Consider the following 26,913-nt stretch of genomic DNA (forward strand, 5'->3'; position numbering starts at 1 on the left):
GGGGTCGCTTGAGAAAACGGAAAATATTGCACGCTAAGCCATGGAAGCTCCCGGCCGAGCGCCGATTACCGAGCGGCGAAGGCTAGATTCATCTGGCGTGCCCGCTTGACCTCGTCGCTTTGCAGATAGATCGAGGTCGTGGCCACCGACGCGTGACGAAGGTTGTCGCGCACGCTGGTCAATTCCGCGCCGCGGGCCAGCGCGTGTGTGGCGTGGGTATGCCGCGTCCAGTGCGGGCTAGCCCGGCGCAGCTTTTCGGCCACTGATGGGTTGTCGGCGCCAATTACATCGGCGGCCTGGACAAAGAAGCGCCGCATCACGTGCCAGAGTCGGGTTCCGGTAATGCTGGCCTCGCTATCCTGTTCCAGGCTGGAGAGGAGCGGCGTCTTGGGATCCCAGTGGGCCGGCGTCACAGGAAGCCCCCGTTGCACGAGGTACTGGTCGAGCGCCGATCGCGCAAGAGGCGGAAGCGCCACTTTCCCGGGGCGACTGCCTTTGCCGATCAAGTGCAGCCAGTGGTCGTGGTGTGCATCGACGTGAATGTCGCCCAGGGTTGCAGCGACCAGCTCGCTGGCACGCAAGCCGGTCGCATAGGCGAAATCCAGGATGAATCGCAGGCGCTGGGCGGCCGAGGTATCCCAGTCATAGGACCATTCCAGGCCGTCCGCGATGGTACGCACCAGCAGCCATTCGCCCTCGGTAAATCCTCTGGACGTATCGAGGGCGGCAACGCGGGTGCGCCCACGTACCTTGATCCCGGCAAACGGATTGGCCAACACGTAGCGTTGCTCGATCAGCCAGCGGAACAGCGCACCTAGCACGGATAGCGCGTACGCCGTGGAGCGGGCTGACAGGCCGCCCGCGAAGGGGCGCCAGTCGGGCGCGTTACGGGCTCGCGGCGGCCCGACCCACCGCTCGCGCGGCGTCGGTCGCTTCAAGAAGGCGCGATAGGCGATCGCGTCTTCAGTCGTCAGGGATGACAGCGCACGACCGCGTTCGACAATTGCCCAAAGGATGAGCCGCTCGGCCTCCTTCCGGTAGGCGCGCAGCGTTGTGGGGGCCTCGTGCAAGGCGAGCCACGCCTGTACTGCCTCGTAGTCGTTGGAGGCGTCGAGCGTGCAGGCCTGCCGCGGAGCCCGGAAGCTCCCTCGCGAGCCGTCCACCTCGTGCGGCAGCCGCAGCCGCTCCCACGGAACCACTTCGCCCGGGCCAACCGAAGCTGCGACGACCAGCGCGCGCGCCCGCTCAGTCAGTTGCGGATGCGCGCCAAAGAAGCCCTCGATCTGCCGGGCGCTGGCCAGCCCTAATCCTGCGATCGCGCTCCACCAGCGACGCCGGCGCGGCACCCGTACGGTCAGGTCAGCCAGGGTCTGGATGCCGTGGGCGCGCAGCGCACGCGCGGCCCGGGGTGACAGCCAAAGCCCGATATCGTCCGTGACTTGGGGTTGCGGGACCGGAAGGGAGCGCAGGATTTCGATCGCGTGTCCCACGGCGCTCGCCTGCTGTTGCCGTTCGCTCATGGGATGCCGAAGCAGGTCAGCGAGGTCGGCGCGTTGGCGGTGCTGCGCGAACGCGATCAGTTGCCGACGGATTTGGCCCAGGATCCCGCGTGCCGACTGGCCGGGCGCCTTCGCATGGGCCAGATAGCGCTCCACCGCGGCGCGGGACGACAGGCCTGCGTACCACGCGCGCAGCGCGGCAAGCGCAGCCTCATCTGGAAAGCCGGGAGATATGCCGTCGACGGGATGCGGGGTCTGGCGCGTTTTCATGCCGGCCAGTTTACGCCGAAAATCCATCCATTACGATAAGAAGGATTATCGTAATAGAACGTATTAGACTGCTGATTTTTTTCCCGAAACTACCCTCGGAAGCCGGTGTCGTGCCCCCCAGAACCGCGGATTCCGAGCTATCGTGAACCACTGGCATGCCACGCCGCACCGTACTTTCCACCACCGAGCGGGAAAGCCTGCTCGCATTTCCCGACAGCAAAGACGAACTCATCCGTCACTACACGTTCAACGAGTCGGATCTTGCGCTGATCCGGCAGCGCCGGGGCGCCGCCAACCGGCTGGGGTTCGCGGTCCAGCTCTGCTGCATGCGCTATCCCGGCATCATGCTGGCAGCGGGCGAGGAGCCGCCGCAGGCATTGCTGCAGGTGGTGGCGCAGCAGTTGCGTATTGCGCCCTCGCATTGGCCAGACTATGGGCGGCGTGACCAGACCCGCAGAGAGCACCAGGCAGAACTGCAGGTGGTTCTGCAGGTGCGGCCGTTCACGATGGCGGACTACCGCACTGCCGTCGAGTCCCTGTCGGAGTTGGCCCAGCAAACCGACAAGGGCATTGTCCTCGCCACGGCATTGATTGAATACCTGCGCCAGCAATCGCTGCTACTGCCGAATTCGAATGTGATCGAGCGCATGTGCGCGGAAGCCATCACCCTCGCCACCCGTCGCATTTACCAGGTGTTGACCGAACCGCTCTCGGAGCACCACCGACAACAGCTCGACATGCTGCTGCAGCGTCGGCCAGACGGGCGTCTGACCTGGCTGGCCTGGCTGCGGCTCCCGCCGGGCAAGGCCAGTTCGCGCCAGATGCTGCAGCACATCGATCGCCTGAAGATGCTGCGCGCCATCGGACTGCCTGAGGGCATTGATCGTCTGGTCCACCAGAACCGGCTGCTCAAGATCGCCCGAGAGGGCGCCCAGATGACGCCGAACGACCTCGCCAAATTCGAACCGCGGCGCCGGCACGCGACGCTGACCGCCGTCGTGATCGAGGCCTGCGCGACGGTCACCGATGAAATCGTCGACTTGCATGACCGGATTCTGGGGCGACTGTTCAACTTTGCCAAGAAGAAGCACCGGGAGCAATTTCACCTGGCCGGCAAGTCGATCAATGACAAGATCCGGCAGTACTCGAAAATCGGTCGGGCCCTGCTGCAGGCGAAGGAATGCGGCGGCGACCCGTTCGAGGCCATCGAAGCGGTGATGCCGTGGCAGGTATTCACCAGGAGTGTCACCGAAGCCGAGCAACTGGCCCAGCCCGAGGCGTTCGACTTCCTTCACCTGGTCGGCGACCATTTCTCGACACTGCGCCGCTACGTGCCGGAATTCCTCGATATCCTGAAGCTGCGTGCCGCGCCGGCGGCCAAGGACGTGCTGGCAGCCATCGACACGATCCGGGTAATGAACCTTAACGATGCGCGCAAGGTGCCGGCCGACGCGCCAACCTCATTCATCAAGAAGCGCTGGGAACCCCTGGTGCTGGCCAAGAATGGCATCGATCGCCGGTACTATGAGTTGTGTGCGCTGTCCGAACTCCGGAACCGCCTGCGCTCCGGCGACATCTGGGTTCAGGGCTCGCGGCAGTTCAAGGATTTCGATGAGTATCTGTTGCCCGCCGAAAAGTTCGTCGCGCTCAGAGAAAGCCGTCTTTTGCCACTGCCCATCGCCACGGATTGCGAGCGCTACCTGAATGAGCGGCGCCGGTTGCTGGAACTGAAGCTGGCCACCGTCAACCGCTTGGCCGCCGCCAACAAGCTGCCAGATGCGATCATCACCGAATCCGGCCTGAAGATCTCGCCACTTGACGCCGCCGTCCCGATGGAAGCACAGACCCTGATCGACCAGACCGCGCTCATGCTGCCGCGCGTCAAGATCACGGAGCTGCTGATGGAGGTCGACGAGTGGACCGGCTTCACCCGCCATTTCACACACCTGAAGACAGGAGAGTCCGCCGGGGACAAGACCTTGTTGCTGACGACCATTCTCGCTGACGCCATCAACCTTGGGCTGACCAAGATGGCGGAATCCTGCCCGGGCACGACCTATGCCAAATTGTCCTGGCTGCAGGCTTGGCATATCCGCGACGAGACCTATTCGCAGGGGCTGGCGGACCTGGTCAACGCCCAGTCCGCCCATGCCTTTGCTTCCCATTGGGGCGATGGCACGACATCATCGTCGGACGGCCAGCGCTTCAAGGCAGGCGGCCGCGCGGAAAGCACCGGCCACATCAACCCCAAGTACGGCTCCGAGCCCGGCCGGATGATCTACACGCACATCTCGGACCAGTACGCGCCCTATCATTCCAAGCTGGTGAACGTCGGCGTCCGTGATTCGACCTACGTGCTCGACGGCCTGCTGTACCACGAGTCGGATCTGCGCATCCAGGAACACTATACGGATACCAACGGCTTCACCGACCACGTCTTTGCCTTGATGCATCTGCTCGGGTTCCGCTTCTCCCCACGCATTCGCGATCTCGCGGACTCGAAGCTGTACGTCCCCGACAATCCTGACGACTATCCGGCATTGGCGCCGATGATCGGTGGCGCGTACAAAGAGAAACTGATTCGCACGCACTGGGACGAGGTGCTGCGCCTCGCGACATCCATCCGCCAAGGTACGGTCACTGCGTCGCTGATGCTGCGTAAGCTCGGCAGCTACCCGCGACAGAATGGTCTGGCGGTCGCGCTTCGCGAACTCGGCCGCATCGAGCGGACGCTGTTCACGCTGGATTGGCTGCAGGACCTGGAACTGCGGCGCCGATCCCACGCTGGACTCAACAAGGGCGAGGCGCGCAATGCGCTCGCGCGATCGGTCTTCTTCTACCGGCTCGGCGAGATCCGCGATCGCAGCTTCGAGCAGCAGCGTTACCGCGCCAGCGGTCTGAACCTGGTCACCGCGGCCATCGTCCTGTGGAATACCGTCTATCTCGAGCGCGCAGTGCAGGCGCTGAAGGACCGCGACATGTCGGTCGATCCTGTCCTCTATTCGTACCTGTCACCGCTGGGCTGGGAGCACATCAACCTGACCGGCGATTATGTGTGGCGCAAGAGTCATAAATTGCAGCATGGGAAATTTCGGCCCCTACGACCGTTGGCAGAGCGCTAGCCAATTCTGTCGGCAGGCGATTGCACGCGCGATGGCGGCTCGTCAATACCCTGGAGGCCCAGCGTTGCGCCTCCGTCATGGCTTAGCGTGCAATATTTTCGGTCTTCTGAAACGACCCCCAACGTCTCCCCACTGGCCCGATCATGAGCGCCAGCGTACGTGGCAAGCAGTTTGTACAAACACGAGGCCCGCCCAAAAAAAGGTGCCACTTTGGCACCATGGTGCTAAACTGCCGCGCCTGCATGCCGTGGCGTGCGCGCGACGTGGTGGAAAGTACGTGCCCTCTGATGAGCGCATTGTCAATCCGTCACGGAAAATGGGGGACTCGCGTATTGCTCTAAAGGAAGAACACATGGCAAAGCCTGCTCGCACCGATGACGCATCCGGGCGTGGTCGCATCACGGCCCGCTTAAGTGCGGAAAAACAAGAGATCTTGAGGTTGGCTGCTGATCTTTCAGACAGCACCCTTAACCAGTTCGTCGTGCAATCGGCGCTCAGTGCAGCCCAACAGGTGATTGAGAAGGCAGAGTTCATCCACGCTATCAAGCTGTCGATCGACGAGTCAAAGAAACTTTTTGCGCTGTTGGGCGAGCCAGCAACGCCCAGTGAATCCCAGAAACCGACAATCAAACGTGTGAGAACTTCAGAAAATTGATAAAGGTTCGGCCCTTAACCTCCCAGGACGATCGCAGCGCGTTTGACTGCAGTGTTGGCCCGATGAACGATTGGCTGCGTCAAACTGCGACGCAGCACGCGCAACAGAACCTCACCCGCACGTACGTTGCCGTCGATGACGGTGAGCCGGCGCGCCTCTTAGGGTACTACGCGCTTGCGGCGACGAGACTGCTGTTCGCGGGGATTTCCGAAAGACGTGCGGGCCAGGATGTGTCAGCCGTGCTCCTGACACGGCTTGCGGTCGATCGGCACGTCGTCCGTCAAGGCCTCGGCGGATACCTCCTAAGGCACGCCCTCCACGTAGTTCGCGATGCTTCACTGCGGACCGACGTGCAGTGTGTGCTGGCCAATGCTACCAGCTCGTCTGCGGCTGATTTCTATCAACACTTTGGATTCGAAGCGCTGGCAACGGATCGGCGACGTTTGATTCTGCCGATGAGGAGCATGGATGCGGTCTGCCAGCATGTTCGCGGATTCGAACCGATCTGATGTAACCACATCGGCTACCACTTCCGCCCGGGCTTTCAGTCGCCCACTTTCAAGTTCCAGTTGGACGAACGAAAGACTAGGCACAACGTACGGTACACAACAACAAGATTTCACATGGAAAAGAAAAAGGTTGCAGTTGTGATTGGCACCCGGCCTGAGGCCATCAAGATGGCTCCGGTCGTCAAAGCTCTGGCCAAATCGAGTCATCTGGCACCAGTGGTGATCGCCACCGCCCAGCACCGCGAAATGCTGGATCAAGTGCTGGAAATATTCGCGATCAAGCCAGACTTCGATCTGAACGTGATGCAGCCAAATCAAAGCTTGTCGGACCTTACCGCTCGCCTCATCAATGGCCTCGAACGAGTTGTCCGCGAATGCAAACCGGCTGCGCTGCTTGTACAAGGCGATACGACCAGCGTTCTCGCCGCATCGCTTGTTTCCTTTTATAACCGCATCCCGGTGGGGCACGTCGAAGCCGGCTTGCGCACCCGTGACATGCATAACCCGTTCCCGGAGGAAATGAATCGCGTTGTGACTGGACGGCTGACGCGGTGGCACTTTGCTCCCACCGAATCATCGCGCTCAAACCTGCTGGACGAAGGGTGTCTCCCCGATACCGTGTTCATGACGGGCAATACGGTCATCGACGCTCTCCTCGACGCCCGCAAGCATCCAAGTAAGGTGCCTCTTCGTCGCCCGCCTGGGCGCAAGATGATGCTGGTCACCACACATCGGCGCGAAAATTTCGGGGAGCCGCTTCAGCGTATCTGCGCGGCACTTCTGCGTTTGCTCGAACAGCACCCCACGCTGGATATCCTGTTCCCCGTACACCGCAACCCGAATGTCTCAGCGCCTGTGCGGGCACTACTTGGGCAGCACCCGCGAGTTACGCTCTGCGATCCGTTGGACTACCTCGCCTTCATTCCGGCGATGGAAGCGGCCGACCTCATTCTCAGCGACTCCGGCGGCGTCCAGGAAGAAGCGCCGGCGCTGGGCAAGCCGGTACTGGTTCTTCGCGAGGAAACCGAGCGGCCGGAAGCCGTCGCGTTTGGTGTGGCTGCGTTGGTCGGCTCCGGTACGGATCTCATCGTCGATCGGGTCACGGAGTTGCTGACTGACCAGGCCGCCTATCGCAGCATGGCCCGGGGCGCGTCGCCCTATGGCGACGGGCACGCTTCAGCCCGCATTGTCAACATTCTGGAAAAAGCGTTTCAGGCAGCAAACGCCACGACTGCTTCCGAGATTGCGGGTTGATGGCCTCATGAACCAGGTCCTCAACACTGTAAGCGCCGGCACAATGAGCGGCGCAGGGAAAAGGCTTGTCTACTTCTCGTCGGTTCCGTACCACAGTTACGCGCAGCGACCCCACTTCATGGTGACGGCTTTCGCCAATGCCGGCTACAGCGCTGTACTCTGGATAGACCCCTATCCGACACGTCTGCCGAAGCTGTCCGACCTGAAGCGGCTGCGCAACGCGAAGTCCGTTGTCGCGCATTCGGATGAACGGATCGAACTGCATCGCCCCGCGGCCCTGCCCGTTGAGCCGCTGCCACTCGGCAGCCTCCTCAACCAAATGCTGTGCTGGCGGCCGGTGCGACAACGTCTGCGCGAATTTGCCGCTGGCGGGCATTGCGTCATCGGGATTGGCCGACCCAGTGCGCTCGCGCTATGGGCTCTGAAAAACCTGCCGCACGAGCGCTCATTTGCCGACGTGCTCGACAACTTTCCAGCGTTCTATCGTGGCGTTTCCCGCCTGTCCATGAAGCGACGGCTCAAGGATGTTTGCAGGACCGTTACGGATGTCTTCTGTTCCTCCAATCAACTCGCGCTGGACATCCAGGCTGTCCGGCATGACGCGATCACTGTCCTGAACGGCTATCCAACCGATCACTTGCCACAGCCGTCGATCATGGCAACCCGAAAGTACGTCGGGTATCTCGGGACAATCGGCGAATGGTTCGACTGGCCCCTGGTCTGTGAAATTGCCCGGGCGCTGCCGGAAATCCCCGTGCGCCTGGTCGGTCCGGAGTTCGTGCCGCGTCCTGCAGATCTCCCCCCGAATATCGAGTTTCTCGGGGAACGTCCGTTCAACGAAATGGCCGATTTTGTTCGTGACTTTGCGGTTGGCCTGATTCCTTTCAAGCGCAACGAGCTAACCGACAGCGTTGATCCCATCAAGTTCTATGAATATCGCAGCCTAGGCGTGCCAGTCTGGTCGACAGACTTTGGCGAGATGCGGCTGCGCGACGCCAACGATGGGGTCAACAAAATACAGCGTGGCCAAGATTGGCGTGCGCTGTGGGACGAAGCCCGCGTGACTGTGGTTGAACCACACGCCATCGCCAGCTTCAAGGAAGCGGTCTCCTGGGCGAAACGTTTCGAACCCGTCCTGGAACGGGCTGCTTGGCCAAGCCCGGCGCACAAAGGCATGCCCGTCAGCTCTGACGGAGCTGCCCATGTTGTCCGAAAGCGCACCTCTGCCTGACAACGCTTCCTGCCGCGATTCTCACCGGCATATAACCTCTAGCAGAATCTCATGAAAGATAACGTCAACCCACATGAATCTCCCCCACTGCGCCCGCGCGCGATCCTGCGATCGTTGCGGGAGCAACGACGCCTGATCCTTGACCTGGCTAAACGGGAGGTCGCGGGCCGGTATCGCGGCTCGGCTCTGGGGCTGCTCTGGTCTTTCTTCAATCCACTCCTGATGCTGGCGGTCTATACCTTCGTGTTTTCGGTGGTTTTCAAGGCGCGCTGGACCAGCGGATCGGATTCAAAGACCGAATTCGCGCTGGTACTCTTTGCCGGCCTGATGGTCTTCAATCTGTTCGCCGAATGTGTTAACCGCGCGCCCGGTCTGGTATTGGGAAATGCGAACTACGTCAAGAAGGTAGTCTTCCCTCTCGAAATCCTGCCCTTCGTGGCTCTCGCTTCCGCCGCATTTCACATGCTGATCAGTCTCGGCGTGTGGCTCCTGTTTTATCTGATCTTCTTTGGCGTGCCACCGCTGACGGTAGTGCTGCTTCCTCTGGTGCTGCTGCCCCTTGCGCTGCTGACGCTCGGGGTGAGCTGGCTACTCGCCTCGCTCGGGGTTTATTTGCGCGATGTTACGCAAATCATAACCGTGATTACTGCTGTTTTGATGTTTCTTTCTCCAATTTTCTATTCCGTCTCATCGCTTCCCGCAGCCTATCGTCCTTTTCTTCAAGTGAACCCGTTGACGCTGACGATCGAACAGGCGCGCGACGTGATGATCTGGGGTAAAGCTCCGGACTGGGTGGTCTGGATCGGCTACCTCTTCATAACTTCGATGATTGCTTGGTTGGGCTTTGCGTGGTTCCAGAAAACGCGCAAGGGGTTCGCTGATGTCCTCTGAGATCGCGATCAAAATTGACCGACTTGCCAAGTGCTATCACATCTACGACAAGCCTCGAGACAGGCTGGTGCAGATGCTTTCGCGAGGCAAAAAGCAGTTCTACAAGGAATTCTGGGCGCTCCAGGATGTTTCCTTCGAGATCAAAAAAGGGGAGACGGTTGGCATCGTCGGGCGAAATGGCAGCGGGAAATCCACGTTGCTGCAGATGATCTGCGGCACCGTCACGCCTACCTCCGGGGAGGTCCGGACGAGTGGACGCGTGGCGGCCTTGCTTGAACTCGGCGCCGGATTCAATAGCGAATTCACGGGCCGCGAGAATGTGATGCTCAATGCCTCAATCCTCGGGTTTCCACGAGAGGAAATGGCGGCCCGGATGGAGCAGGTGCTAGCGTTCTCGGAACTGGGAGAGTTTCTCGACCAGCCGGTGAAGACCTATTCCAGCGGTATGTATTCCCGGTTGGCCTTCTCGATTGCGATTCACGTGGACCCGGATATCCTCATTGTCGATGAGGCGCTGGCAGTGGGTGATGCGCGCTTTGTTGCCAAATGCATGCGGCGCATCAAGGACATTCAGGAAAAGGGAGCCACCATCCTCTTCGTCAGCCACGACGTCGGATCCGTTCGCACGCTATGCGAAAGAGCGATATGGCTCGACAAGGGGCGCTTACTCGAACATGGCGACGTGTTCCCCGTCACCGGCCGGTATATGGAGTTCATGTTCAAGGACGAAGAGACCGCAGACGAAGCATTGCGGGCGGACATCACATCGCAGCGGGACTCGGGTGCCCTGGGAAATACGAGCGCCGATATTCGGAACGCCGGGTGCGCGGCAACCGAAGCTGGCACGCAATCTGAGATGGTCGCATCACCGCCAGTCGTGCCGGAATGCGTGCTCGATGCCCGCCCCGTCACCCACTGGGGGTCGCACAAGGGCACCATTCAAAGTGCCTCGGTGCGCGATGGCTATGGCAACCGCAAGGATGTCCTGCCCTGGGGCGACCGGTTGGAGATCGTGATCGACCTGCATGTACCAAAGACGATCTCGCGCGAGCACCTGAGCGTCGCCTTCTCTATCAAGGATCTGAAAGGCACTGACCTCATTGTGTCAACGACACATGATTTCGGCGGCAATGCCTTGCCTGATGACGAGCATTTCAGTGTCTCGTTCCAACTGACGAACCCGCTCGTGACGGGCAAGTATCTCTTGGTTGCGGCGGTGGAAAACCGCCAGCATCGCGACATCCACTACTACGAATATGTGGAGGGTGCGCACTACTTTTCGTCCCTCTCTGATCAACGGCTTTTTGGCATCTTTCAGCCAGCCATCGAGCAGAAAATACTGGTGAAATAAGTGAACACGCCCAAAATCATCAATTCCAACTCCTATTGGGACACCCGTTTCTCAGGGAACTGGGAGGACTTTGAAGGACCAAGGCAATCACGCTTTTTCGCGCGGATTGCCATTGAAGGCCTTCCGCAATGGCTGATGGATCAAATCAAGCGGCAGGGGCTCACGCTCGCCGACTGGGGCTGCGCCCAAGGCGATGGCACCGATGTCTGGGCCAGCTTTGTCCCTGCGGAGCAGGTTGCTGGCGTCGATTTCTCGTCCGTGGCCATCAGGCAAGCCGCCCAGCGCTACCCGACCGTTCGTTTTATCAACGCGGACTGGCTCGCAGGTTCCGATGCGCAGCACGAAACGTTTGATGTGATTTTCTCTTCCAATACGCTCGAACATTTTCACAGGCCGTATGATGTGTTAAAAACCATCTCCGGTCGCGCACGAAAGGCGATCGTGCTCGCGTTGCCGTACCGGGAATTCGATCGTATCGAAGAGCATTTCTTTTCGTTTTTCCCCGAAAACATTCCCTCGCAACTGGCCAACGGGTTCCGGCTAACCTGGTCAAAAGTTGTGGATTGCAGGTCCATGCAGGACACGCTTTGGGCGGGACATCAGATCATTCTGGTCTATGCAAACTCGGAATGGACAAGTGAACTCGCGCTTACGCTGAACGACTGTCACGTCGAGAAAGACGATGTCGCGACGCAGGTAAATATCCTCAAAAGTGAGGCAGCCGCGCGTAACGGGGAGATCGCTGACCTTGCGCGCACCCTTGAGCGGCGCGTCGACCAAATCGCTGATCTTACGCAGACCGTTGGGGAGCGACATGGGCAAATCGCTGATCTTACGCAGACCCTTGGGGAGCGACGCGGACAGATTGCTGATCTCACGCAGGCTCTTGAGAAGCAGCACGAGGAAATCGCGAGCCTCATGCAGGCCGTGGACGAGCGTAACAGCCAGATCACTCGCCTGACACAGGAGGTAAGCGAGCGCGATGCCCACCTTCACTCGGCGGACGCCTACAGGTACGACAAAGAAATCTACATTGCTCAGCTATTACAGGACATCAAGATGAGGAATAGCGGTCTGCTGGGTGTGGCCTGGAATACCAAACAAAGGCTAAAGCGCATCCCGCATTACGTGAATCGATCGCATCAACTGGTGGCTACCGGAGGCGCCCCGGCACTCATTCGGGCGGTCAAGGCAAAACTCCAGCGCAAGTGGTCCTCGCGGCTGGCTGCCCCCGGCTCTGTCTACTCCCCTTTGAATAATGGGATGCCGGTTGCGTCAGCTGATCACCGTCATTTCGCTCCCCTGCTGCAGGATGAGCTTGTTGTGATTACCGGCGTACCGTTTGACGATGTTGGCGGCGGACAGCGGGCGGCACAACTGTCTCGCTGCGCCTTGAAGACCGGTCGAAAGGTCATCTACATCTATATTTACCCGAAGTACGATTTCGCGACGGGCCAGCACAGCGAGTCCGACTTGGATGTTCCTGGCCTGACACACCTCTCCATAGACAGGATTGATCCCGCCAGCCTGCTTGATCGCATTTCGGAGCACGCCACCATCCTGCTGGAACTGCCGCATCCCAAAATCCTGCCGTTTCTCGAGGCCTGCAATGTCCGAGGGTTGCGCAGCGTGTTTGAGCTCATCGATGATTGGGAGACGAGTCTCGGTGGCGACTGGTTCAGCATGGAGACCTATCGCCAGTTCGTCGAAAAGGCGCCTGTGGTGGTCGGAACCGCCAAGCTGCTGGTGAAGCGATTGGTGGACCTGGGTCGCAAGGATGCCCTGTACCTCCCCAATGCGTCGAACGAGTACATTTTCGACAAATACAAGTCCTACGAACGTCCAGCGGACCTCCCGAAGCGAGGCAAGAAGACCGCGCTCTATTTTGGCTCGCTGTATGGCGAGTGGTTTGCGTGGGACTGGGTGATCGCTGCTGCCAATGCAAATCCGCATCTGGACGTCGTGCTGATCGGGGATAGCCCAGGGAAGGAGGGGCTACCGAAGAACATCCATTTCCTGGGATCAAAGAAAATCGATGAACTGCCAGGCTACCTGCAGCACTCGGACATGGCTCTGTTGCCTTTTGTCCCTGGCAAGATCTCAGACGCCGTGTCACCGATCAAGGTTTTCGAATATTTATTCATTGGCAAACCGGTGGTTTCCACTCGCCTTCCCGAAATCGTCGACTATCCGGGCGTCCATATTGCCGACACCCCCGAAGATTTTGCACGTCTCTGCAACAGATCGTATGACTCCGAGGCACTTGCACACGAAAATGACCGGTTTGTTTCCAAGAACAGCTGGTTTGGTCGCCTTGATCAGCTGGCCGGGGAGGAGACGAGCAAACGGTTTGCCTCGTCAGTCAGCGCGGTCATCCTGATCCATAACAATCGCAACATTATCGGGCGCTGCCTCGAGTCGCTACAGACTCATGGAAAATGCCTCCTGCGGGAAATTATCGTTGTTGACAACGCGAGTACGGATGGCGGTGCAGACTTTATCACTGAGAACTTCCCGGACGTCCGGGTAGTAGTTAACCCCGTCAACGGCTGTGCCTCCGGGAGAAATCTCGGTGCAAGTCTGGCGACAGGTAGGTATCTGGCGTTCTTCGATTCAGATCAGTGGTTTACCAGCTCGTCGTTCTTGGTCGAGGCACTGCAGATCCTCTCTCGAGACGCAAGCGTTGGCGTCGTAGGATGGGCGGCTGGGTGGTTCGATCGCACGCGTACCGATCTGGGCGGCATGATTGCCGACTATTGCCAAAATCGCGCGATGAACCAAGAGGCGTTGCTCAATGGCTATCGCGCCGACATCGGCTATCTGGGCACTGGCGGGTTTTTTGTTCCGAGATCTGTTTTCAATGCAACTGGTGGATTCGACGATTTTTACGATCCGACCTGTTTCGAAGACACCGACATGAGCTTCCAGATCAAAAGGCTCGGATTGAAGGTCTGCTATAGAGACCTGACAGGTATCCGGCATCAGCCGCATCAGACTACCAACGCCAACTCACAGGGTCGGAGCTACACCAAACTCTTTCTCAGAAACGGCGAGTATTTCAAGAAGAAGTGGGAGGCTCATCCCGAGTTCTTCCTTGACTATCCTGGGCACTAATGTGACGTCCTGTGAGCCCAGCGCACGTTTCTTGCGAAAGACGATGCACCAACGGGACGCCGCCTCAAGGTTGGGCGCCGCCTTCGTGAGCAGCATGACGGTTGTGGGTCTGAGCGAGTTGGGTCAATCCGGCTCAACTCGCGTAGAACGTACCTCTCACCGCTCGGCTGGGAGTACATCGACCTGACTGGCGACTAAATGTGTCGCAAAAAGCCACTGTCTGCAGGAAGGGAGATTCCGGCCGTTGCGGCCGCTTCCGGAAATGCGTTAGCGATGAGCCATGGGCCTGAGCCGGATTTTCAGACCATTCGGCTCCATGGCATTTCTGAAGCCCAAGCAACGGCGGGCGCCTCCGTCGAGGGGCTTAGCGTGCAATATTCTCCGTTTTCTGAAGCGACCCCTAGGGATTCAGGGTGTCTGGTCTTCGCGCTCGATCCACTCGGCCTCGATGACGCTTGGGTAGTAGCGCATGGGCTCCTGATCGCCCTCGTGCACGACGAGCACGCGGCCGGTAGAGCCGCTGTGGTGCGGCTTCTCCATGCCTTTGACGATCACGGTGCGGCCATCGTGCAGGGTGACGGTGTCGTCGATGCGCACAGGTTCTTGGGTCTGTCGGTACACGAGTCGCACGTGGCGCTCCTTCCGTCTAGTCGGGTTCAGGTGCCGAAGTGGCCGTCCAGCGCCAGTCTGGCGCCTTCCGGCCGGATGGCCAGTCCCCAGTCGGTGATCCGGTAGGTGGCATCGTCCTTGCGAATCGTCACCCCCGCCTGTGTGCCGGCCTGCCCGATCAGCAGCGTGACGGTTTTGTTGTCGAGCCCCGTAGCTGGGGTTCTACGCCGGAACCCCAGAAAATTCCGTCATTCCACATTGTGAACGTCAATCGGTTTGTTGCCTGACGTGCCGAGCGAGTAACTCAGTCGGTAAATGCCTGCCCGAACTGCCGTGCCCGCTTTACATCGTCGGTATGCAAGTAAATCGACGTGGTCGAAATCGACGCGTGACGCAGGTTATCTCGTACGGCGCTCAGCTCAACCCCTCTGGCGATCGCGTGGGTCGCATGGGTGTGCCGCATCCAGTGCGGAGAGGCCCGATGCAGCTTTTCAGCCAGCACCGGATGGTCGTTCTTGATAATCTGCGCGACGAGCCGAAAAAACCGGCGCATGACTTCCCACAGCCGCAAGGGCTTGATGCCGGCATCGGCGTCGTCAAGGCTGCCAATCAGGGACGTGGTCGGATTCCAGTGAGCACGGCTGACAGGAAGCCCCCGCTCCTGCAGATATCGGTCCAGCGCTGTGCGCGCTAGGGGTGTCAGGGTAACGCGGGCTGGCTTGCCGCCCTTGCCGACCACGTGCAGCCAGTGATCACCGGCTGCGTCGACTTCGATGCTGCGCAGTGTGGCGTCAGCCAGTTCGCTGATCCGCAGTCCCGTTGCGTAGCCGAAATCCAGCATGAACCGCAACCGTTGCGCAGCGGGCGCCTGCCAGCCGTACGACCACTCGAGCCCGTTGGCGATGGTGCGCGTCAGCATCCATTCTCCTTCGGTGAAAGCGTGCGAGGTTTCAAGAGCCATGGCGCGCTTGCTGCCGCGTACCTTGATGCCGGAGAATGGGTTGGCCACGACGTAGCGCTGCTCGACCAGCCAGCGGAACATGGCGCTGAGCACGGCAAGCGCATGCGCAATCGAACGGGCCGAGAGGTTGTCGACAAACGGGCGCCAGTCCGTTGATGTGCGCGGCCGCGGTGGCCCGACCCAGCGTTCTCGCGGTGTAGGTCTGCGCAGAAACGCCCTGTAGTCGGTGGCATCCCGGGTGGTCAGCGAAGACAGCGCCTTGCCGCGAGCAACGATGCCCCAGAGAATCAGCCGTTCGGCTTCCTTGCGGTAGGCCCGCTGCGTGGCCGGGGATTCGTGCAACGCGAGCCATGCCTGGATAGCGTCGTAATCGTTGTCGACGCCGAGGATGCAGGCCGACACCGGTGCGCGGAAGGCGCCGGCGGATCCGTCGATCTCGTGCGGTAGCCGTAGTTGCTCCCAAGGCGTCACGACTGACTGCCGATCCGCGATGATCAGTGCGCGGGCCCGCTCCGTGAGCGCCGGGTACGCGGCAAAGAAGGCCTCGATCCTTCTTGCACTGGCCGGCCCGAGACCCGGAATGACGGTCCACCACTGCCGGCGACGCGGAATCCGTACCGTGAGATCGGCCAGGGTCCGGATGCCGGCCGCGTGCAGGGTGCGGGCAGCGCGATTCGGCAGCCAGTGCGCAATGTCGTCGCCGATCTGCGGAGCTGGCGCAGGCATGATGCGCAGTAGCTCGACAGCCTGCGTGGTGGCGCGCGCATGATGCATACGCTTTTGGGCCGGGCATTCGAACAGCGTGGCCAGATCTGCCCGCTGTCGGTTACGGGCATAAAGTGCCAGTTGCCGGCGGATCTGGCCGATGACGCCGCGGGCTGACTGGCTGTGGCTGAGCCGATCTTGCATGTACCGGTGTGCCGCCTCACGCGAGGATGCGCCCTCGTACCAGGCACGCAGCGCTGCCAGTGCATCAGCATCAGGAAAGTCGGTCGGGATGTCGGCGGCGGACGGGCTCGTGGGGCGCGTTTTCATGTCATCGAGTTTAATATGGAAACAATGCCACAGAGATAATAAAGCTTATCTCTGTAGAATGCGGGAGTTCAATATTTCTGTCGTACCCCATGTCGTGATATCACAAAATTGAAGGATCTGACGTTGCGTGGAGAGGATGGTCGATGATCAACAAGAATAAGCTGCTCAGCGTCTTTTCCGACGCCGAACAGGAAGCCCTGTATGGCCTGCCTGATTTCGACGATGCGCAGCGGCTGGAATACCTGGCATTGACCGAATCCGAACTGGCGCTCGCCAGTAGCCGGCCCTCCATACCCGCGCAGGTCTATTGCATCTTGCAGATTGGCTACTTCAAGTCCAAGCACGCCTTCTTCCGCTTCGATTGGGACGAGGTTGAGGACGATTACGATTTCGTGTTGAGCCGCTATTTCCACGGCGAGCCGTTCGAACGCAAGCCGATCACCCGGCACGAGTACTACGCCCAGCGCGAACAGATCGCTGAACTGTACGGCTATCGACCGTGGGTGGCCGCCTTCCTGCCGCAACTCATGCAGCAGGCCGCGCAGATCGTACGTCGCGACGTGACACCGGGATTCGTCGCCGCCGAGCTCATCGTGTGGCTCAATGAGCACAAGATGATCCGGCCCGGCTACACGACCTTGCAAGAGCTAGTCAGCGAAGCCCTGTCCGTCGAACGTCGGCGGCTGGGCGACCTGCTCACCGGCGTATTGGACGAATTGACCCAAACCGCGCTAGACCAACTTCTGGTGCGCGATGATACTCTGTCGAAACTGGCGGCGCTGAAACAGGATGCCAAGAATTTCGGCTGGCGTCAGATGGTCCGCGAACGCGAAAAGCGCGGCACGCTGCAGCCGTTGCACGAAATCGCCAGGACGCTGCTGCCCCGGCTGGATATCTCGCAGCAGAACGTGCTGTACTACGCAAGCCTGGCGAACTTCTATACCGTCCACGACCTGCGCAACCTGAAGGCGGATCAGGCGCAGCTCTACCTGCTGTGTTACGCCTGGGTGCGCTTCCGACAGCTCACCGACAACCTGGTCGATGCGATGGCCTTCCACATGAAGCAGCTCGAGGAAGAAAGCAGCGCGGGCGCGAAACAGTCACTCATCGCCGAGCAAGTAAAACGCCATCGGGAAACGCCGCAGATCGGCCGCCTGTTGTCGCTCTATGTGGACGACAGCGTAGCCGATCCGACGCCGTTCGGCGAGGTGCGTCAGCGCGCCTATAAAATCATGGCCAAAGATGTGCTACAAAACACGGCGCAACGCATGACGGTCAAGCCGCTGAGTCAACTGGCACTACACTGGTTGGCGGTGGACGGCCTAGCCAAACGTATTCGCCGTCACCTGCGCCCCTTGTACGTCGAGCTCGACTTCGTCGGCACCTCCCCAGACAACCCGTGGCTCGCGGCGCTGGCTTGGGTCAAGGGGGCCTTCGCCAAACAGCAGCGCCTGTCACAACGACCGCTCGCCGAATGTCCCGCGGCCACGCTGCCGAAGCGCCTGCGACCGTACCTGCTGATCTTCGGCGCTGATGGTCAGCCGACCGGTTTGCACGCCGATCGCTACGAATTCTGGTTGTACCGCCAGATCCGGAAGCGCTTCCAGTCGGGAGAGATCTATCTCGACGACAGTCTGCAACATCGTCACTTCTCCGACGAGCTTGTTTCGATGAACGAGAAGGCCGACGCGCTGGCGCAGATGGAGATCCCGTTCCTGCAGCAGCCAATCGATGCCCAACTCGATGCGTTAGCGGCCGAGTTGCATGCACAATGGCTGGCCTTCAACCGAGAGCTGAAACAGGGCAAGCTTACGCACCTGGAATACGACAAGGATACGCAGAAGCTGATTTGGCGCAAACCGAAAACCGAGAACCAGAAGGTGCGTGAGCAGGCATTCTACGAGCAACTGCCATTCTGCGATGTTGCCGACGTGTTCCGCTTCGTCAACGGCCAGTGCCAGTTCCTGTCGGCGCTGACGCCATTGCAGCCGCGCTACGCGAAGAAGGTAGCGGACGCCGATAGCCTGATGGCGGTTATCATCGCTCAGGCAATGAACCATGGCAACCATGTCATGGCGCGCACCAGCGACATTCCGTACCACGTTCTGGATAGCACCTACCAGCAGTATCTGCGTCAGGCGACGCTGCATGCGGCCAACGACTGCATCAGCAACGCCATCGCCGCGCTGCCGATCTTCCCGTACTACTCGTTCGATCTCGATGCGCTGTACAGCGCCGTCGATGGGCAGAAATTCGGCGTCGAGCGACCGACCGTGAAGGCGCGTTACTCGCGCAAATACTTCGGACGAGGCAAAGGCGTCGTCGCCTACACGCTGCTGTGCAATCATGTCCCGTTGAACGGCTACCTAATCGGCGCGCACGAGTACGAGGCGCATCACGTGTTCGACATCTGGTATCGCAACACGTCGGATATAGTGCCGACTGCGATCACCGGCGACATGCACAGCATCAACAAAGCCAACTTCGCTATCCTGTATTGGTTCGGGTTGCGCTTCGAGCCTCGCTTCACAAACCTCGATGACCAGTTGCAGGAATTGTATTGTATCGACGACCCGGCGCTGTACGAGAAATGCCTGATTCAGCCGATCGGACAAATCGATCGGCAGCTCATCACCAGTGAGAAGACAAATATCGATCAGATCGTCGCCACGCTGGGCCTCAAAGAGATCACGCAGGGCTCGCTGATCCGCAAACTATGTACGTACTCGCAGGAAAACCCGACACGTCGCGCGATTTTTGAGTTCGATAAGCTCATTCGTACCATCTACACGTTGCGTTACCTGCGCGACCCGCAGCTCGAGCGAAACGTGCATCGCTCCCAAAACCGCCTCGAGTCTTACCATCAGCTTCGTTCGACCATCGCCCAGGTCGGCGGCAAGAAGGAATTGACCGGCCGCACCGACATCGAAATCGAGATCAGCAACCAGTGCGCCCGGCTGATCGCCAACGTCATCATTTTTTACAACTCGGCGATTCTGTCGCATCTACTGACGAAATGGGAGGCCAGTGGCAACGCCAAGGCGCTGGCGCGGCTTACGCAGATATCACCGGCAGCCTGGCGGCATATCCTTTTGAACGGGCACTACACTTTTCAAAGCGACAACAAAATCGACCTGGACGCGCTCATTGCAGGGCTCGAATTGGAGTGATCGAATTTTCGGCGGTTCTGGCTTGGAATCCCTTATTCCTGTTACGGTGGAATACGATGCCACAACCAGGTAATCCTTTACCCCCAGCCGTGGTCAACACCTGGCGACTGAGCGTCGGCACGTCGCTGTTCGTGATCGATATCCTGGCCGACGGCAGCTGGCGACCGGCGTATATTGCGCCAAAGCGGCTGGGTGGCTGGACGATGGATGTGTTGCCGAACATGCCGCCGACGTTAGTCGATATCGCTCCCTCGGTACGCACCTGGGCGCGACAGTACGGCGCGAATGTAACGAACCGGCGCACGCCGGCGCGCCGGTTTCCCGCGCAAACCGCTTCTTCGAACAGGACGCCAGAATGAACATGCTGAAACGTCGTCTCGATGCGACAGACGAAAAGCTGCAGGAGCTGAAAACAGCCCGCAAAGCGGCAGCTAAGGCGCAGCGCCAGCAGGTCAAGCAAACGCGCGCGGATCGCGAGCGAAAGATCATGCTGGCCGGCGAGGCGTTGCTGCGGCGTGTCGATCGCGGCGAGTGGGATGAAGCCGATTTCCGCGCGATGATGGACGATTATCTGTCGCGGCCCGCCGATCGCGCGCTGTTCGAGCTCGACGATGTATAGCCTTTGATGTTCGACGTCGACGCACCGCACAGCCAGGTCGGCAAATGTTGATTTGATTCACGATGAAGGATGCCCGATGCTGCCAACGCTCCGCATGAACCGGAATTTTGTCGAGGCCTTGCTGGCCGAGCGCGCGCCCTGCTTTGCGATGGGACTCGTGGCCGAGGGCCAGACGCACTATGCTTGCCTGGCACTGCGGCCGGTGGATGACATTCCGAACGACGTAACACGCAGCGGTTTCAACTTTGGCCACTCGATACGCGGCACCGACGACTTCGAGGTCGTACACTTCGGCTTAGAGTTTTACGGCTACCGCATCTTCAATGCGCTGATCAATCCGAGCAACTTCATCGCCAGGACAATCCTGTCGCACATGGTCGACACGAAGGCGTTTTTCTTCTTCGCGGTCAACCCGTCAGGCGGTGTGACGGTGTTCAAGTCCGGCATCGGTGAATGCAGCCTGGACAGCATCGAGTCTAATCTCGAGCGGATACTGCGCTCGAGCACGTCCGATGCTCAGTACGACGCGGCGCTGACAACGTTCAGCGACCATCCAGATCCGGTCGGGCCGATGCTGCACTGGGTTTGCCGGGACTGCGAAGATTGTCTCGACCTGTCCCACAATGTAATCGAACTGGGCCCCGCGTAACGGTCCTGATGGTCCGTGTGACCGAGACCGTCATGTCACTCACCGGACGTCGCTCCAACATTCTTCGGCTGGAATAAGCCGATTAATGTTCACAATGTGGAACGACGGAATTTTCTGGGGTTCCGGCGTAGATCCCCATCCTTTTGATGCGGAATCTGGCGCTTTCATCCCGCCGCGTCCGTGAGGCCCAGACGCATCCGATAGTCCCCGAGCAACTGCTGCTCGTCGAACTGCGCTGTGAGCTTCGTCAGATCGGCGGTCAGCGATTCACGTGCTTCGCGCAGCCGCGTCAGTTCAGTCGCCTCAGTCCTCGCGGTGTTAGCAGCGCATCGTGCTCGGCCTTGGTGCGTGCGTGGTCGGCGAGCGACTGGTTCAACGTATTCTGTAACTACTTGCTGTGCGCTTGCAGCTCGCGTAGATGCCTTGTCGCGACGCCGGCTTCGGCGACGAGCCGCGCGCTTTCTCTGTTCAACTGGGTTATTTCATTTTGCTTGACGATCAGCGTTTGGTTCACCTGGCGCAGTTCAGCCTGCAGTTACTGAACCCCCAGCATCCTTGGCAGCGCGGGTCGAATGAAAATGCGAACGGGCTATCGAGACATCCCCAACGGCACCTACATTTCGGTGTACCAATTGGCTACTCAATACCGTGGCGAGGCGGCTGGATGGGCGACCGAGGAAAACCCTGAACCACGGAACGCCCGCCGAACGATTTCAGCAAACTGTTGCATCCACCGGTTGAATCCGCACGAGCAAGCGGTCATTCAAATGACAGTAATGTAGATCGTGTCGTCGACATTGCAATCAAGCGCTCTTTTTTCAACGTTGGCTGCACCGGCCCGTCGTCTGCTCACGTGCTTAATAGCATCATCAGCAAGGCGGTCGACACCGGTACGAACTTCCCAAATTAGATGATCTGCAGTTACGTCCGGTCCAGAAAACACGTCACGTCGTTGCGCACCGCCTTGCCTTAATCGCGCGACAACCTTCCCGCGTCGCCACACGCCATCTCACGCTGCGCAAGATCACGCTTCCCCTCCCGCAACCCGAGGTGAGCGCTTCCGTCTCACCTCGAATAGATCGCGACGCCACTCCTTATATAGCTCGAGACGTAACGCGCAGCGCGCTCGACCTCTCTGACTGGCGTCCGAGGATCCGCCTCATGGCGGACACGAGGTCGCCTGCCGCATCGGCCGGCAAGGACGTCGCCCGATAGGCGACGTGGAAATCCGGCCGCACCAGGATGGCGCCGGTGTCGATGATCTCGGAAATTCTCGCGAAGTCGCCGTAATGATCCTCGTAGGCCTGGCCAGGCCCAATGATGCGCACCGTCACTGCCACCCCGAGTTGCCGGCTCACGGCCGCCGCGGCATCCTGCCAGGCTGCGCCGCCAATCCCGGTAAAGAGAGTGAAGTTGCCCTTCCCGCAGAGATCCTTTGTTGAGATACGGTGTCCATCACCACTCGCATAGACCCAGACATGCGGCATGGGCGCTCCAGGCCGCGTCGACGCCTGGTGATAGAGCTCGACGTCGCGGAAGACTTCGTCCGGCGAATTGTCTGCCACGATCGCGGGACTGTCGTAACGCTGATTCATTTCGACGCCGTGGGCGTTGTAAACGTAATTGGTCCCGGCGATGGCCTCGCGTAACCGCGTGCGCTGCGCTTGCGCCTCGGGCCCAGGTTCCTTGCGGCGAGCCATGTTGCTCTTCATCTCGTCGGCGCTCTTGGCCTGCGGCAACCCCAGAGCCATCGCGATCGGCGGGAAATCCTCAAGCGACTTGTTCGCCCTGCAGACCACCTGCTTCGCGATCGGCGCCCGCTCGATCGTGTAGGTGTCCAGCAGGCTCTCGTCGGCCGTGCCGTTCAGCACCATGGCGATCTTCCAGGCGAGATTGAAGCTGTCCTGGATGGAGGTGTTTGAGCCGAGTCCGTTGGTCGGCGGATGCCGGTGGACCGCGTCGCCGGCGCAGAAGACCCGTCCTTGCTGCAACCGGGTCGCGTACATGTCGTTGACCGTCCAGGTCGAGATGCCCTCAATTTTCAGCGGCACGCTGTCATCGCCGATCAGATTGTGGACGATGCGGCGGGCGAAGGATTCCGAGATCTCCGGCGGGCCCTGCTCGACGTCGTACCCCCAGATCGCCAGCCATTTGTTCCACGGCCGGACCATGCGCACCACGCCGATGCCGAGACCGCCGATATCGGAGCCGGGCTGGATGACCCAGTAAAGGACCGATGGACGATGCGCGACGTAGCGGTCGAGATCAGCCTCGAACAGCAAGTTGATGGAACCGGACTTGCCCATGGTACCTTCGAGCGGCAGGTCCAGGTCTGACACGACGCGGCTGTTGGCGCCGTCGGCGCCGATCAGATATTTCGACCGGACGGTAAACTCTTCGCCATTCAGACGATCGCGCAAGCGCGACGACACGCCGTCAGCATCCTGTTCGTGTCCAAGATACTCTGTGTCGAAGCGCACCTTGCAGCCGTCGAGTGCGGCCGACTTGACGAGAATCGGCTCGAGATAGTTCTGTGGCAGGTCGCACATGGAGGTCGGCGAACATTCGTCGTAATCGGCGCGCCGGCGAACATCCGTCCCCCAGGTGCGAATCCGACCGAACTCCTCGCCGGCCAACGAGGCGCAGATGGTGTTCTCGCCCATTAGGTCATTCGGCGCGGCGTAGAGGCGGGCTTCAGCTTCGAGACCGAGATCACGCAGGATCTCCATTGTGCGTTGGTTGGTGATGTGGGCACGCGGCGTCGGAGCCGTCCAGTTGTACTTGTTAATGAGCATCGTCCTGACACCGTATCGCGCAAGCAGTGCCCCCGCCGAAGCGCCCGCCGGCCCGGTGCCAACGACCAGCACGTCGGTTTCGATCGTCAATGCCATGTCTTCCTCCGTCAATTGTTATGTCTCTCTCTTTGTGAGAAGAAACAGGGATTGTTCATCTCGCGTTCGGCCAAGTCGATTTTTTAAACTTCACCGTCTTTAACGCGCGATGAATAGTAAGGCTGAAGAGCCTTTGTTGCGCGCAAAGTAAAAATGAGCCACTTCGCGCAAAGAAAATCCGAGCCACCTCCAGTACAGTCGGCCTTTTTCGCGCGAAGGCTGGCGATGCTCCACAAGGAACAGTGGATGCAAATTCATGTGCTTCGCTTTAGCTTGAAGACCCGATGTCGACTTTGGAACGGGCTCTTCACCGCTACCGTACTAAACGCGGAGTGCAGGTCACATTATTTGAAATCCGGTCTTCGCCCACGAAACGCATTGACTAACAATGTTTCCAATGCGTCCGATTCCAGCGGACGCGGATTCGGATATTGGTCCCTTAGCGCGAGGTCGCGTACCCTCGGAATATCTTCAGGCCGCATACCGATTTCGGCGAGACTGAGTGGTGCTCCAGCATTTCTGGCGAGATCATATAGCGCGCTCGGGACGTCACTACTGCCGGCGACTTCCTGAAGCAGTCGCTCAGCTGGCGCGGCGTACGGCAGATTGTATGCCAGTGCGTGTGGTAGTACGATTGCATGTGTCTCCGCGTGGGGAAGATTAAGGGTTCCCCCAAGCGTGTGGCAGAGTTTGTGATGTAGCCCCATGCCCAAGTGGCACAGTGCAGTGCCACACATCCATGCCCCAAAAAGGGCATCCGTACGCGCTTCGGCGTCAGTCGGCTTTGCCACCAGGCGCGGGATTGCATCGAACAAGGCGCATATGCCCTGCTTACACATGGTCTCGAGAACGGGATTGAGGTCGGCCGAGTACAGACCTTCTGCGGCGTGAGCGATCGCATTCAAGGCGCTCGTCACCGAGATAGCAAGCGGCAAATCGACCGTGAGCAATGGATCATAAATCACGGTCTTCGGTAGCACCTTGGGGTCGCGGCCGGTCCTCTTCATTCCGCCTTCCGTGACACCCCAAATGGTAGTCATTTCACTACCGGCATAGGTCGTTGGTATAACCAGACTTGGGACGTCAAGGTTCATCGAAAGGATTTTTGCGAGTCCGGTGGTCGATCCTCCCCCGATCGCGATGATTGAGTCGGCGTCAGTATCGTTAAAAGCCCGCTCGGCTTTCTGGATGACGTCGACGGGAACATGCATCGTCGCGCCATCGAAATATCCAGCTACCCTGTCACCTATCGGACGGACGATATCCTTCGCTAACTCGCGTTGTTCCGGGCTGCTTAATACCAAGGGCCGGCGTGCGCCAAGGCGTCCTATTTCATCTGGCAATGCAGAAGCAGTGCCCGCCCCGAAGACGACCCTCGGGCTCAGGTAGTCAAGCGTGAACTTCTTCATGAAGGGTCCTTCAACATTGCAAGCAGTTCGAGCGTCCGAGCATTGGCCACAGTTGTCGCCGCCTGATCGAAATTTGGGCTGGATGACCGTGCAAATGAATGCCCCACTGGATACCAGTGCAGACTCAGATTTTTGTTTCGACCGAAATGCTCTTCGAGAATGCTACGGGCCTCTTCTGTGACATAGTGATCTTTGGTACCCATGTGGAACATCGCCGGTCGTGTAATAGCTGGCACCAGTGAGACCTTTTTTTCAAGTCCCACGCCGTAATAGCCGATTGAGCAATCGGCCAATGATCGCGCCGCCACATCAAACGCCAGCGCACCTCCCAGGCAGTACCCGACTACAGCGACACGACCGTTCGAGAAAGGGAGCGCACGAGCGTATTCAATGGCGCATGAAAGGTCATTGACTCCTGCCTCCATGTCAAAGTCGCGAAACAACGCAAGCGCCTGTTCCCGTTCCGATGGTACGTTTGCATCAAGCTCGATATTCGGCGCCTGTCTCCAGTACAGATCCGGACACACGCAACCAAAGCCCGCACCAACGAGCCATTCCACGGTTTCTCTTATGAAAGGCGTGATCCCGAAAATCTCCTGCGCGATCACGACGATGGGTGCGGAGTCCGTCGTCGGCTTTCCGAGGTAGGCACCAAAGCGACCACCCGAGCGCGACGTGATCTCAACGCCGTCTGATAACATATTTAGTCTCCAGTTACACATGCGCAGTTGCATTCGAGGCGATCCACAGCCGCGGCCTGCGCTGCGCGTTTTGCCTAGCTGACGCGTGCGTATTGGCGCACCTTGTCCTCGTCAAGCGTCATGCCGTGACCTACGCCAGTGGGAACCTGCAGTTCGTAATCCCGGATCTCGAGTGGCTCGTGGCTCAGCGTGTCTGCCAACACGAAGGGACCGATCAGTTCGCAACCGAACGGAAGCGATGGAACCGTAGAATAGAGCTGAAGTGCAACCGATGTGCCGATCGTCGAGTCAAGCATTGTTCCGCCATACGATGCAATCCCGCTTGCTTCCGCGACCGCTGCTATCTTTTGCGTCGCCGAGACCCCTCCCATGTTGCAAAGCTTCAGCGAAAAGACATCCACACTTCGGTCGCGCGCGAGATCGAATGCCGAGGCCAACGTACTCAGGCTCTCATCGGCCATGATGGCCACGCGGTTGTTGTCGGAGAGCCGCCTCAACGCTTGCGTATTTTCGCGGCCGACCGGCTGTTCGATGAGTTCCACGCCAAGCGCCTCCAGTTCAGGAATGTAGACGGACGCCACTTGCTCGTCCCAAGCCTGATTCACGTCAACGCGAAGGTAGGCCTTCGATCCGAGACTATTTGACAAAGCCTCCATATGGATGAGATCGTCTTGGGGCGACCGGAAGCCAAGCTTGACTTTGAAGCGATTGTGTCGTCGTCTTTCAATCATCTCGACGGCAGAATCGAGATCGCGTTTCGTATCTCCGCTCGCCAATGTCCAGGCAATCGGAATCGCACTGCGCAACGGCCCGCCAAGTAACTCGGCGATCGATACGCCTAACGCTCGAGCTTTGAGATCCAGTAACGCCATCTCGACCGCAGCCTTTGCAGAGGCGTTTCCGGTGACGGCACGCGCCATGGTTTGCAGTGCACCTGAAACGTTGAACGCATCAGTTCCGAGGAGGTGGGGCG

General features: G+C 59.5%; 19 protein-coding genes and 1 pseudogene. 13 read left to right on the plus strand and 7 right to left on the minus strand.

All coding sequences use genetic code 11. From position 1 onward, the window contains the following. Nucleotides 1–65: 65 nt before the first annotated feature. Nucleotides 66–1,769, minus strand: a complete 1,704-nt coding sequence (locus LDO41_RS33670) for a phage integrase family protein (RefSeq protein WP_062801097.1) — start codon at nt 1,767–1,769, stop codon at nt 66–68. Nucleotides 1,770–1,924: 155 nt separating this feature from the next. Here LDO41_RS33670 and LDO41_RS33675 point away from each other — a divergent pair, with 155 nt between their 5' ends. The 8 genes from LDO41_RS33675 to LDO41_RS33710 all read left to right on the plus strand — a co-directional run bounded on the left by LDO41_RS33675 (nt 1,925) and on the right by LDO41_RS33710 (nt 13,896). Further along, nucleotides 1,925–4,891 carry a Tn3 family transposase gene (locus tag LDO41_RS33675; protein WP_035483985.1) on the plus strand — a complete coding sequence of 989 codons (2,967 nt, stop codon included), beginning with the start codon at nt 1,925–1,927 and terminating at the stop codon, nt 4,889–4,891. A gap of 352 nt (nt 4,892–5,243) precedes the next feature. Then, nucleotides 5,244–5,546 carry a type II toxin-antitoxin system TacA family antitoxin gene (locus LDO41_RS33680; RefSeq protein WP_035483982.1) on the plus strand — a complete coding sequence of 101 codons (303 nt, stop codon included), beginning with the start codon at nt 5,244–5,246 and terminating at the stop codon, nt 5,544–5,546. 62 nt (nt 5,547–5,608) lie between these two features. Continuing rightward, the gene (locus LDO41_RS33685) at nt 5,609–6,055 is read left to right on the plus strand and encodes a GNAT family N-acetyltransferase (protein WP_062801094.1); all 447 of its coding nucleotides are present in this window, start codon (nt 5,609–5,611) and stop codon (nt 6,053–6,055) included. A gap of 114 nt (nt 6,056–6,169) precedes the next feature. Beyond that, a complete protein-coding gene (gene wecB, locus LDO41_RS33690; protein WP_062801092.1) occupies nt 6,170–7,309 on the plus strand; it encodes a non-hydrolyzing UDP-N-acetylglucosamine 2-epimerase in 1,140 nt (379 codons plus the stop codon). 7 nt (nt 7,310–7,316) lie between these two features. Next, nucleotides 7,317–8,540, plus strand: a complete 1,224-nt coding sequence (locus LDO41_RS33695) for a glycosyltransferase family protein (protein ID WP_150124159.1) — start codon at nt 7,317–7,319, stop codon at nt 8,538–8,540. Nucleotides 8,541–8,591: 51 nt separating this feature from the next. Then, complete coding sequence (locus LDO41_RS33700; RefSeq protein ID WP_062801088.1) at nt 8,592–9,431, plus strand: ABC transporter permease; 840 nt, start codon at nt 8,592–8,594, stop codon at nt 9,429–9,431. Then, on the plus strand, nt 9,421–10,782 hold the full coding sequence (locus LDO41_RS33705; protein WP_035476787.1) for an ABC transporter ATP-binding protein: 1,362 nt from the start codon (nt 9,421–9,423) through the stop codon (nt 10,780–10,782). The genes LDO41_RS33700 and LDO41_RS33705 overlap by 11 nt, the downstream gene beginning before the upstream one ends. Next, nucleotides 10,783–13,896, plus strand: a complete 3,114-nt coding sequence (locus LDO41_RS33710; protein WP_223995857.1) for a glycosyltransferase — start codon at nt 10,783–10,785, stop codon at nt 13,894–13,896. Nucleotides 13,897–14,304: 408 nt separating this feature from the next. On the opposite strand, the gene LDO41_RS33715 is transcribed toward LDO41_RS33710, so the two are convergent. Then, nucleotides 14,305–14,526, minus strand: coding sequence for a hypothetical protein (locus LDO41_RS33715; RefSeq protein WP_223995858.1), 222 nt, complete (start codon nt 14,524–14,526; stop codon nt 14,305–14,307). Between the two features lie 283 nt (nt 14,527–14,809). Further along, nucleotides 14,810–16,501: a site-specific integrase gene (locus LDO41_RS33720; RefSeq protein WP_007180429.1), complete on the minus strand. Its 1,692-nt coding sequence runs from the start codon at nt 16,499–16,501 to the stop codon at nt 14,810–14,812. Nucleotides 16,502–16,644: 143 nt separating this feature from the next. On the opposite strand from LDO41_RS33720, the gene LDO41_RS33725 reads away from it, so the two are divergent. The 5 genes and pseudogenes from LDO41_RS33725 to LDO41_RS33745 all read left to right on the plus strand — a co-directional run. Beyond that, nucleotides 16,645–19,671, plus strand: a complete 3,027-nt coding sequence (locus tag LDO41_RS33725; protein ID WP_007181927.1) for a Tn3 family transposase — start codon at nt 16,645–16,647, stop codon at nt 19,669–19,671. Further along, on the plus strand, nt 19,668–20,030 hold the full coding sequence (locus tag LDO41_RS33730; RefSeq protein ID WP_156903410.1) for a hypothetical protein: 363 nt from the start codon (nt 19,668–19,670) through the stop codon (nt 20,028–20,030). The genes LDO41_RS33725 and LDO41_RS33730 overlap by 4 nt, the downstream gene beginning before the upstream one ends. Continuing rightward, nucleotides 20,027–20,290, plus strand: coding sequence for a hypothetical protein (locus LDO41_RS33735; protein WP_007180432.1), 264 nt, complete (start codon nt 20,027–20,029; stop codon nt 20,288–20,290). The genes LDO41_RS33730 and LDO41_RS33735 overlap by 4 nt, the downstream gene beginning before the upstream one ends. Nucleotides 20,291–20,366: 76 nt before the next feature. After that, nucleotides 20,367–20,939, plus strand: coding sequence for a hypothetical protein (locus tag LDO41_RS33740; protein WP_007180433.1), 573 nt, complete (start codon nt 20,367–20,369; stop codon nt 20,937–20,939). 541 nt (nt 20,940–21,480) lie between these two features. Next, a pseudogene (locus LDO41_RS33745) lies at nt 21,481–21,680 on the plus strand (IS30 family transposase); the annotation flags it as partial. A 353-nt stretch (nt 21,681–22,033) separates the two neighbouring features. Here LDO41_RS33745 and tfdB read toward each other — a convergent pair. From tfdB to tfdD, 4 genes are all read right to left on the minus strand, one after another. Then, a complete protein-coding gene (gene tfdB / locus LDO41_RS33750) occupies nt 22,034–23,830 on the minus strand; it encodes a 2,4-dichlorophenol 6-monooxygenase (RefSeq protein WP_011178382.1) in 1,797 nt (598 codons plus the stop codon). Between the two features lie 344 nt (nt 23,831–24,174). After that, nucleotides 24,175–25,239: a maleylacetate reductase gene (locus tag LDO41_RS33755; protein ID WP_011178383.1), complete on the minus strand. Its 1,065-nt coding sequence runs from the start codon at nt 25,237–25,239 to the stop codon at nt 24,175–24,177. Further along, a complete protein-coding gene (locus LDO41_RS33760) occupies nt 25,236–25,973 on the minus strand; it encodes a dienelactone hydrolase family protein (protein ID WP_223995859.1) in 738 nt (245 codons plus the stop codon). Before LDO41_RS33760 ends, LDO41_RS33755 begins: the two co-directional genes overlap by 4 nt. A gap of 41 nt (nt 25,974–26,014) precedes the next feature. After that, on the minus strand, nt 26,015–26,913 hold an 899-nt coding region (gene tfdD / locus LDO41_RS33765; RefSeq protein ID WP_223995860.1), incomplete at its 5' end, for a chloromuconate cycloisomerase.

The sequence above is a fragment of the Cupriavidus pampae genome (genome assembly GCF_914271485.1).
Lineage (GTDB): Bacteria > Pseudomonadota > Gammaproteobacteria > Burkholderiales > Burkholderiaceae > Cupriavidus > Cupriavidus pampae.

What these genes read in the sequence shown, in the direction of transcription:
- LDO41_RS33670 (WP_062801097.1), bottom strand. Translation starts at nt 1,769, where the DNA reads ATGAAAACGCGCCAGACCCCGCATCCCGTCGACGGCATATCTCCCGGC.
- LDO41_RS33675 (WP_035483985.1), top strand. Translation starts at nt 1,925, where the DNA reads ATGCCACGCCGCACCGTACTTTCCACCACCGAGCGGGAAAGCCTGCTC.
- LDO41_RS33680 (WP_035483982.1), top strand. Translation starts at nt 5,244, where the DNA reads ATGGCAAAGCCTGCTCGCACCGATGACGCATCCGGGCGTGGTCGCATC.
- LDO41_RS33685 (WP_062801094.1), top strand. Translation starts at nt 5,609, where the DNA reads ATGAACGATTGGCTGCGTCAAACTGCGACGCAGCACGCGCAACAGAAC.
- wecB (WP_062801092.1), top strand. Translation starts at nt 6,170, where the DNA reads ATGGAAAAGAAAAAGGTTGCAGTTGTGATTGGCACCCGGCCTGAGGCC.
- LDO41_RS33695 (WP_150124159.1), top strand. Translation starts at nt 7,317, where the DNA reads ATGAACCAGGTCCTCAACACTGTAAGCGCCGGCACAATGAGCGGCGCA.
- LDO41_RS33700 (WP_062801088.1), top strand. Translation starts at nt 8,592, where the DNA reads ATGAAAGATAACGTCAACCCACATGAATCTCCCCCACTGCGCCCGCGC.
- LDO41_RS33705 (WP_035476787.1), top strand. Translation starts at nt 9,421, where the DNA reads ATGTCCTCTGAGATCGCGATCAAAATTGACCGACTTGCCAAGTGCTAT.
- LDO41_RS33720 (WP_007180429.1), bottom strand. Translation starts at nt 16,501, where the DNA reads ATGAAAACGCGCCCCACGAGCCCGTCCGCCGCCGACATCCCGACCGAC.
- LDO41_RS33725 (WP_007181927.1), top strand. Translation starts at nt 16,645, where the DNA reads ATGATCAACAAGAATAAGCTGCTCAGCGTCTTTTCCGACGCCGAACAG.
- LDO41_RS33735 (WP_007180432.1), top strand. Translation starts at nt 20,027, where the DNA reads ATGAACATGCTGAAACGTCGTCTCGATGCGACAGACGAAAAGCTGCAG.
- LDO41_RS33740 (WP_007180433.1), top strand. Translation starts at nt 20,367, where the DNA reads ATGCTGCCAACGCTCCGCATGAACCGGAATTTTGTCGAGGCCTTGCTG.
- tfdB (WP_011178382.1), bottom strand. Translation starts at nt 23,830, where the DNA reads ATGGCATTGACGATCGAAACCGACGTGCTGGTCGTTGGCACCGGGCCG.
- LDO41_RS33755 (WP_011178383.1), bottom strand. Translation starts at nt 25,239, where the DNA reads ATGAAGAAGTTCACGCTTGACTACCTGAGCCCGAGGGTCGTCTTCGGG.
- LDO41_RS33760 (WP_223995859.1), bottom strand. Translation starts at nt 25,973, where the DNA reads ATGCAACTGCGCATGTGTAACTGGAGACTAAATATGTTATCAGACGGC.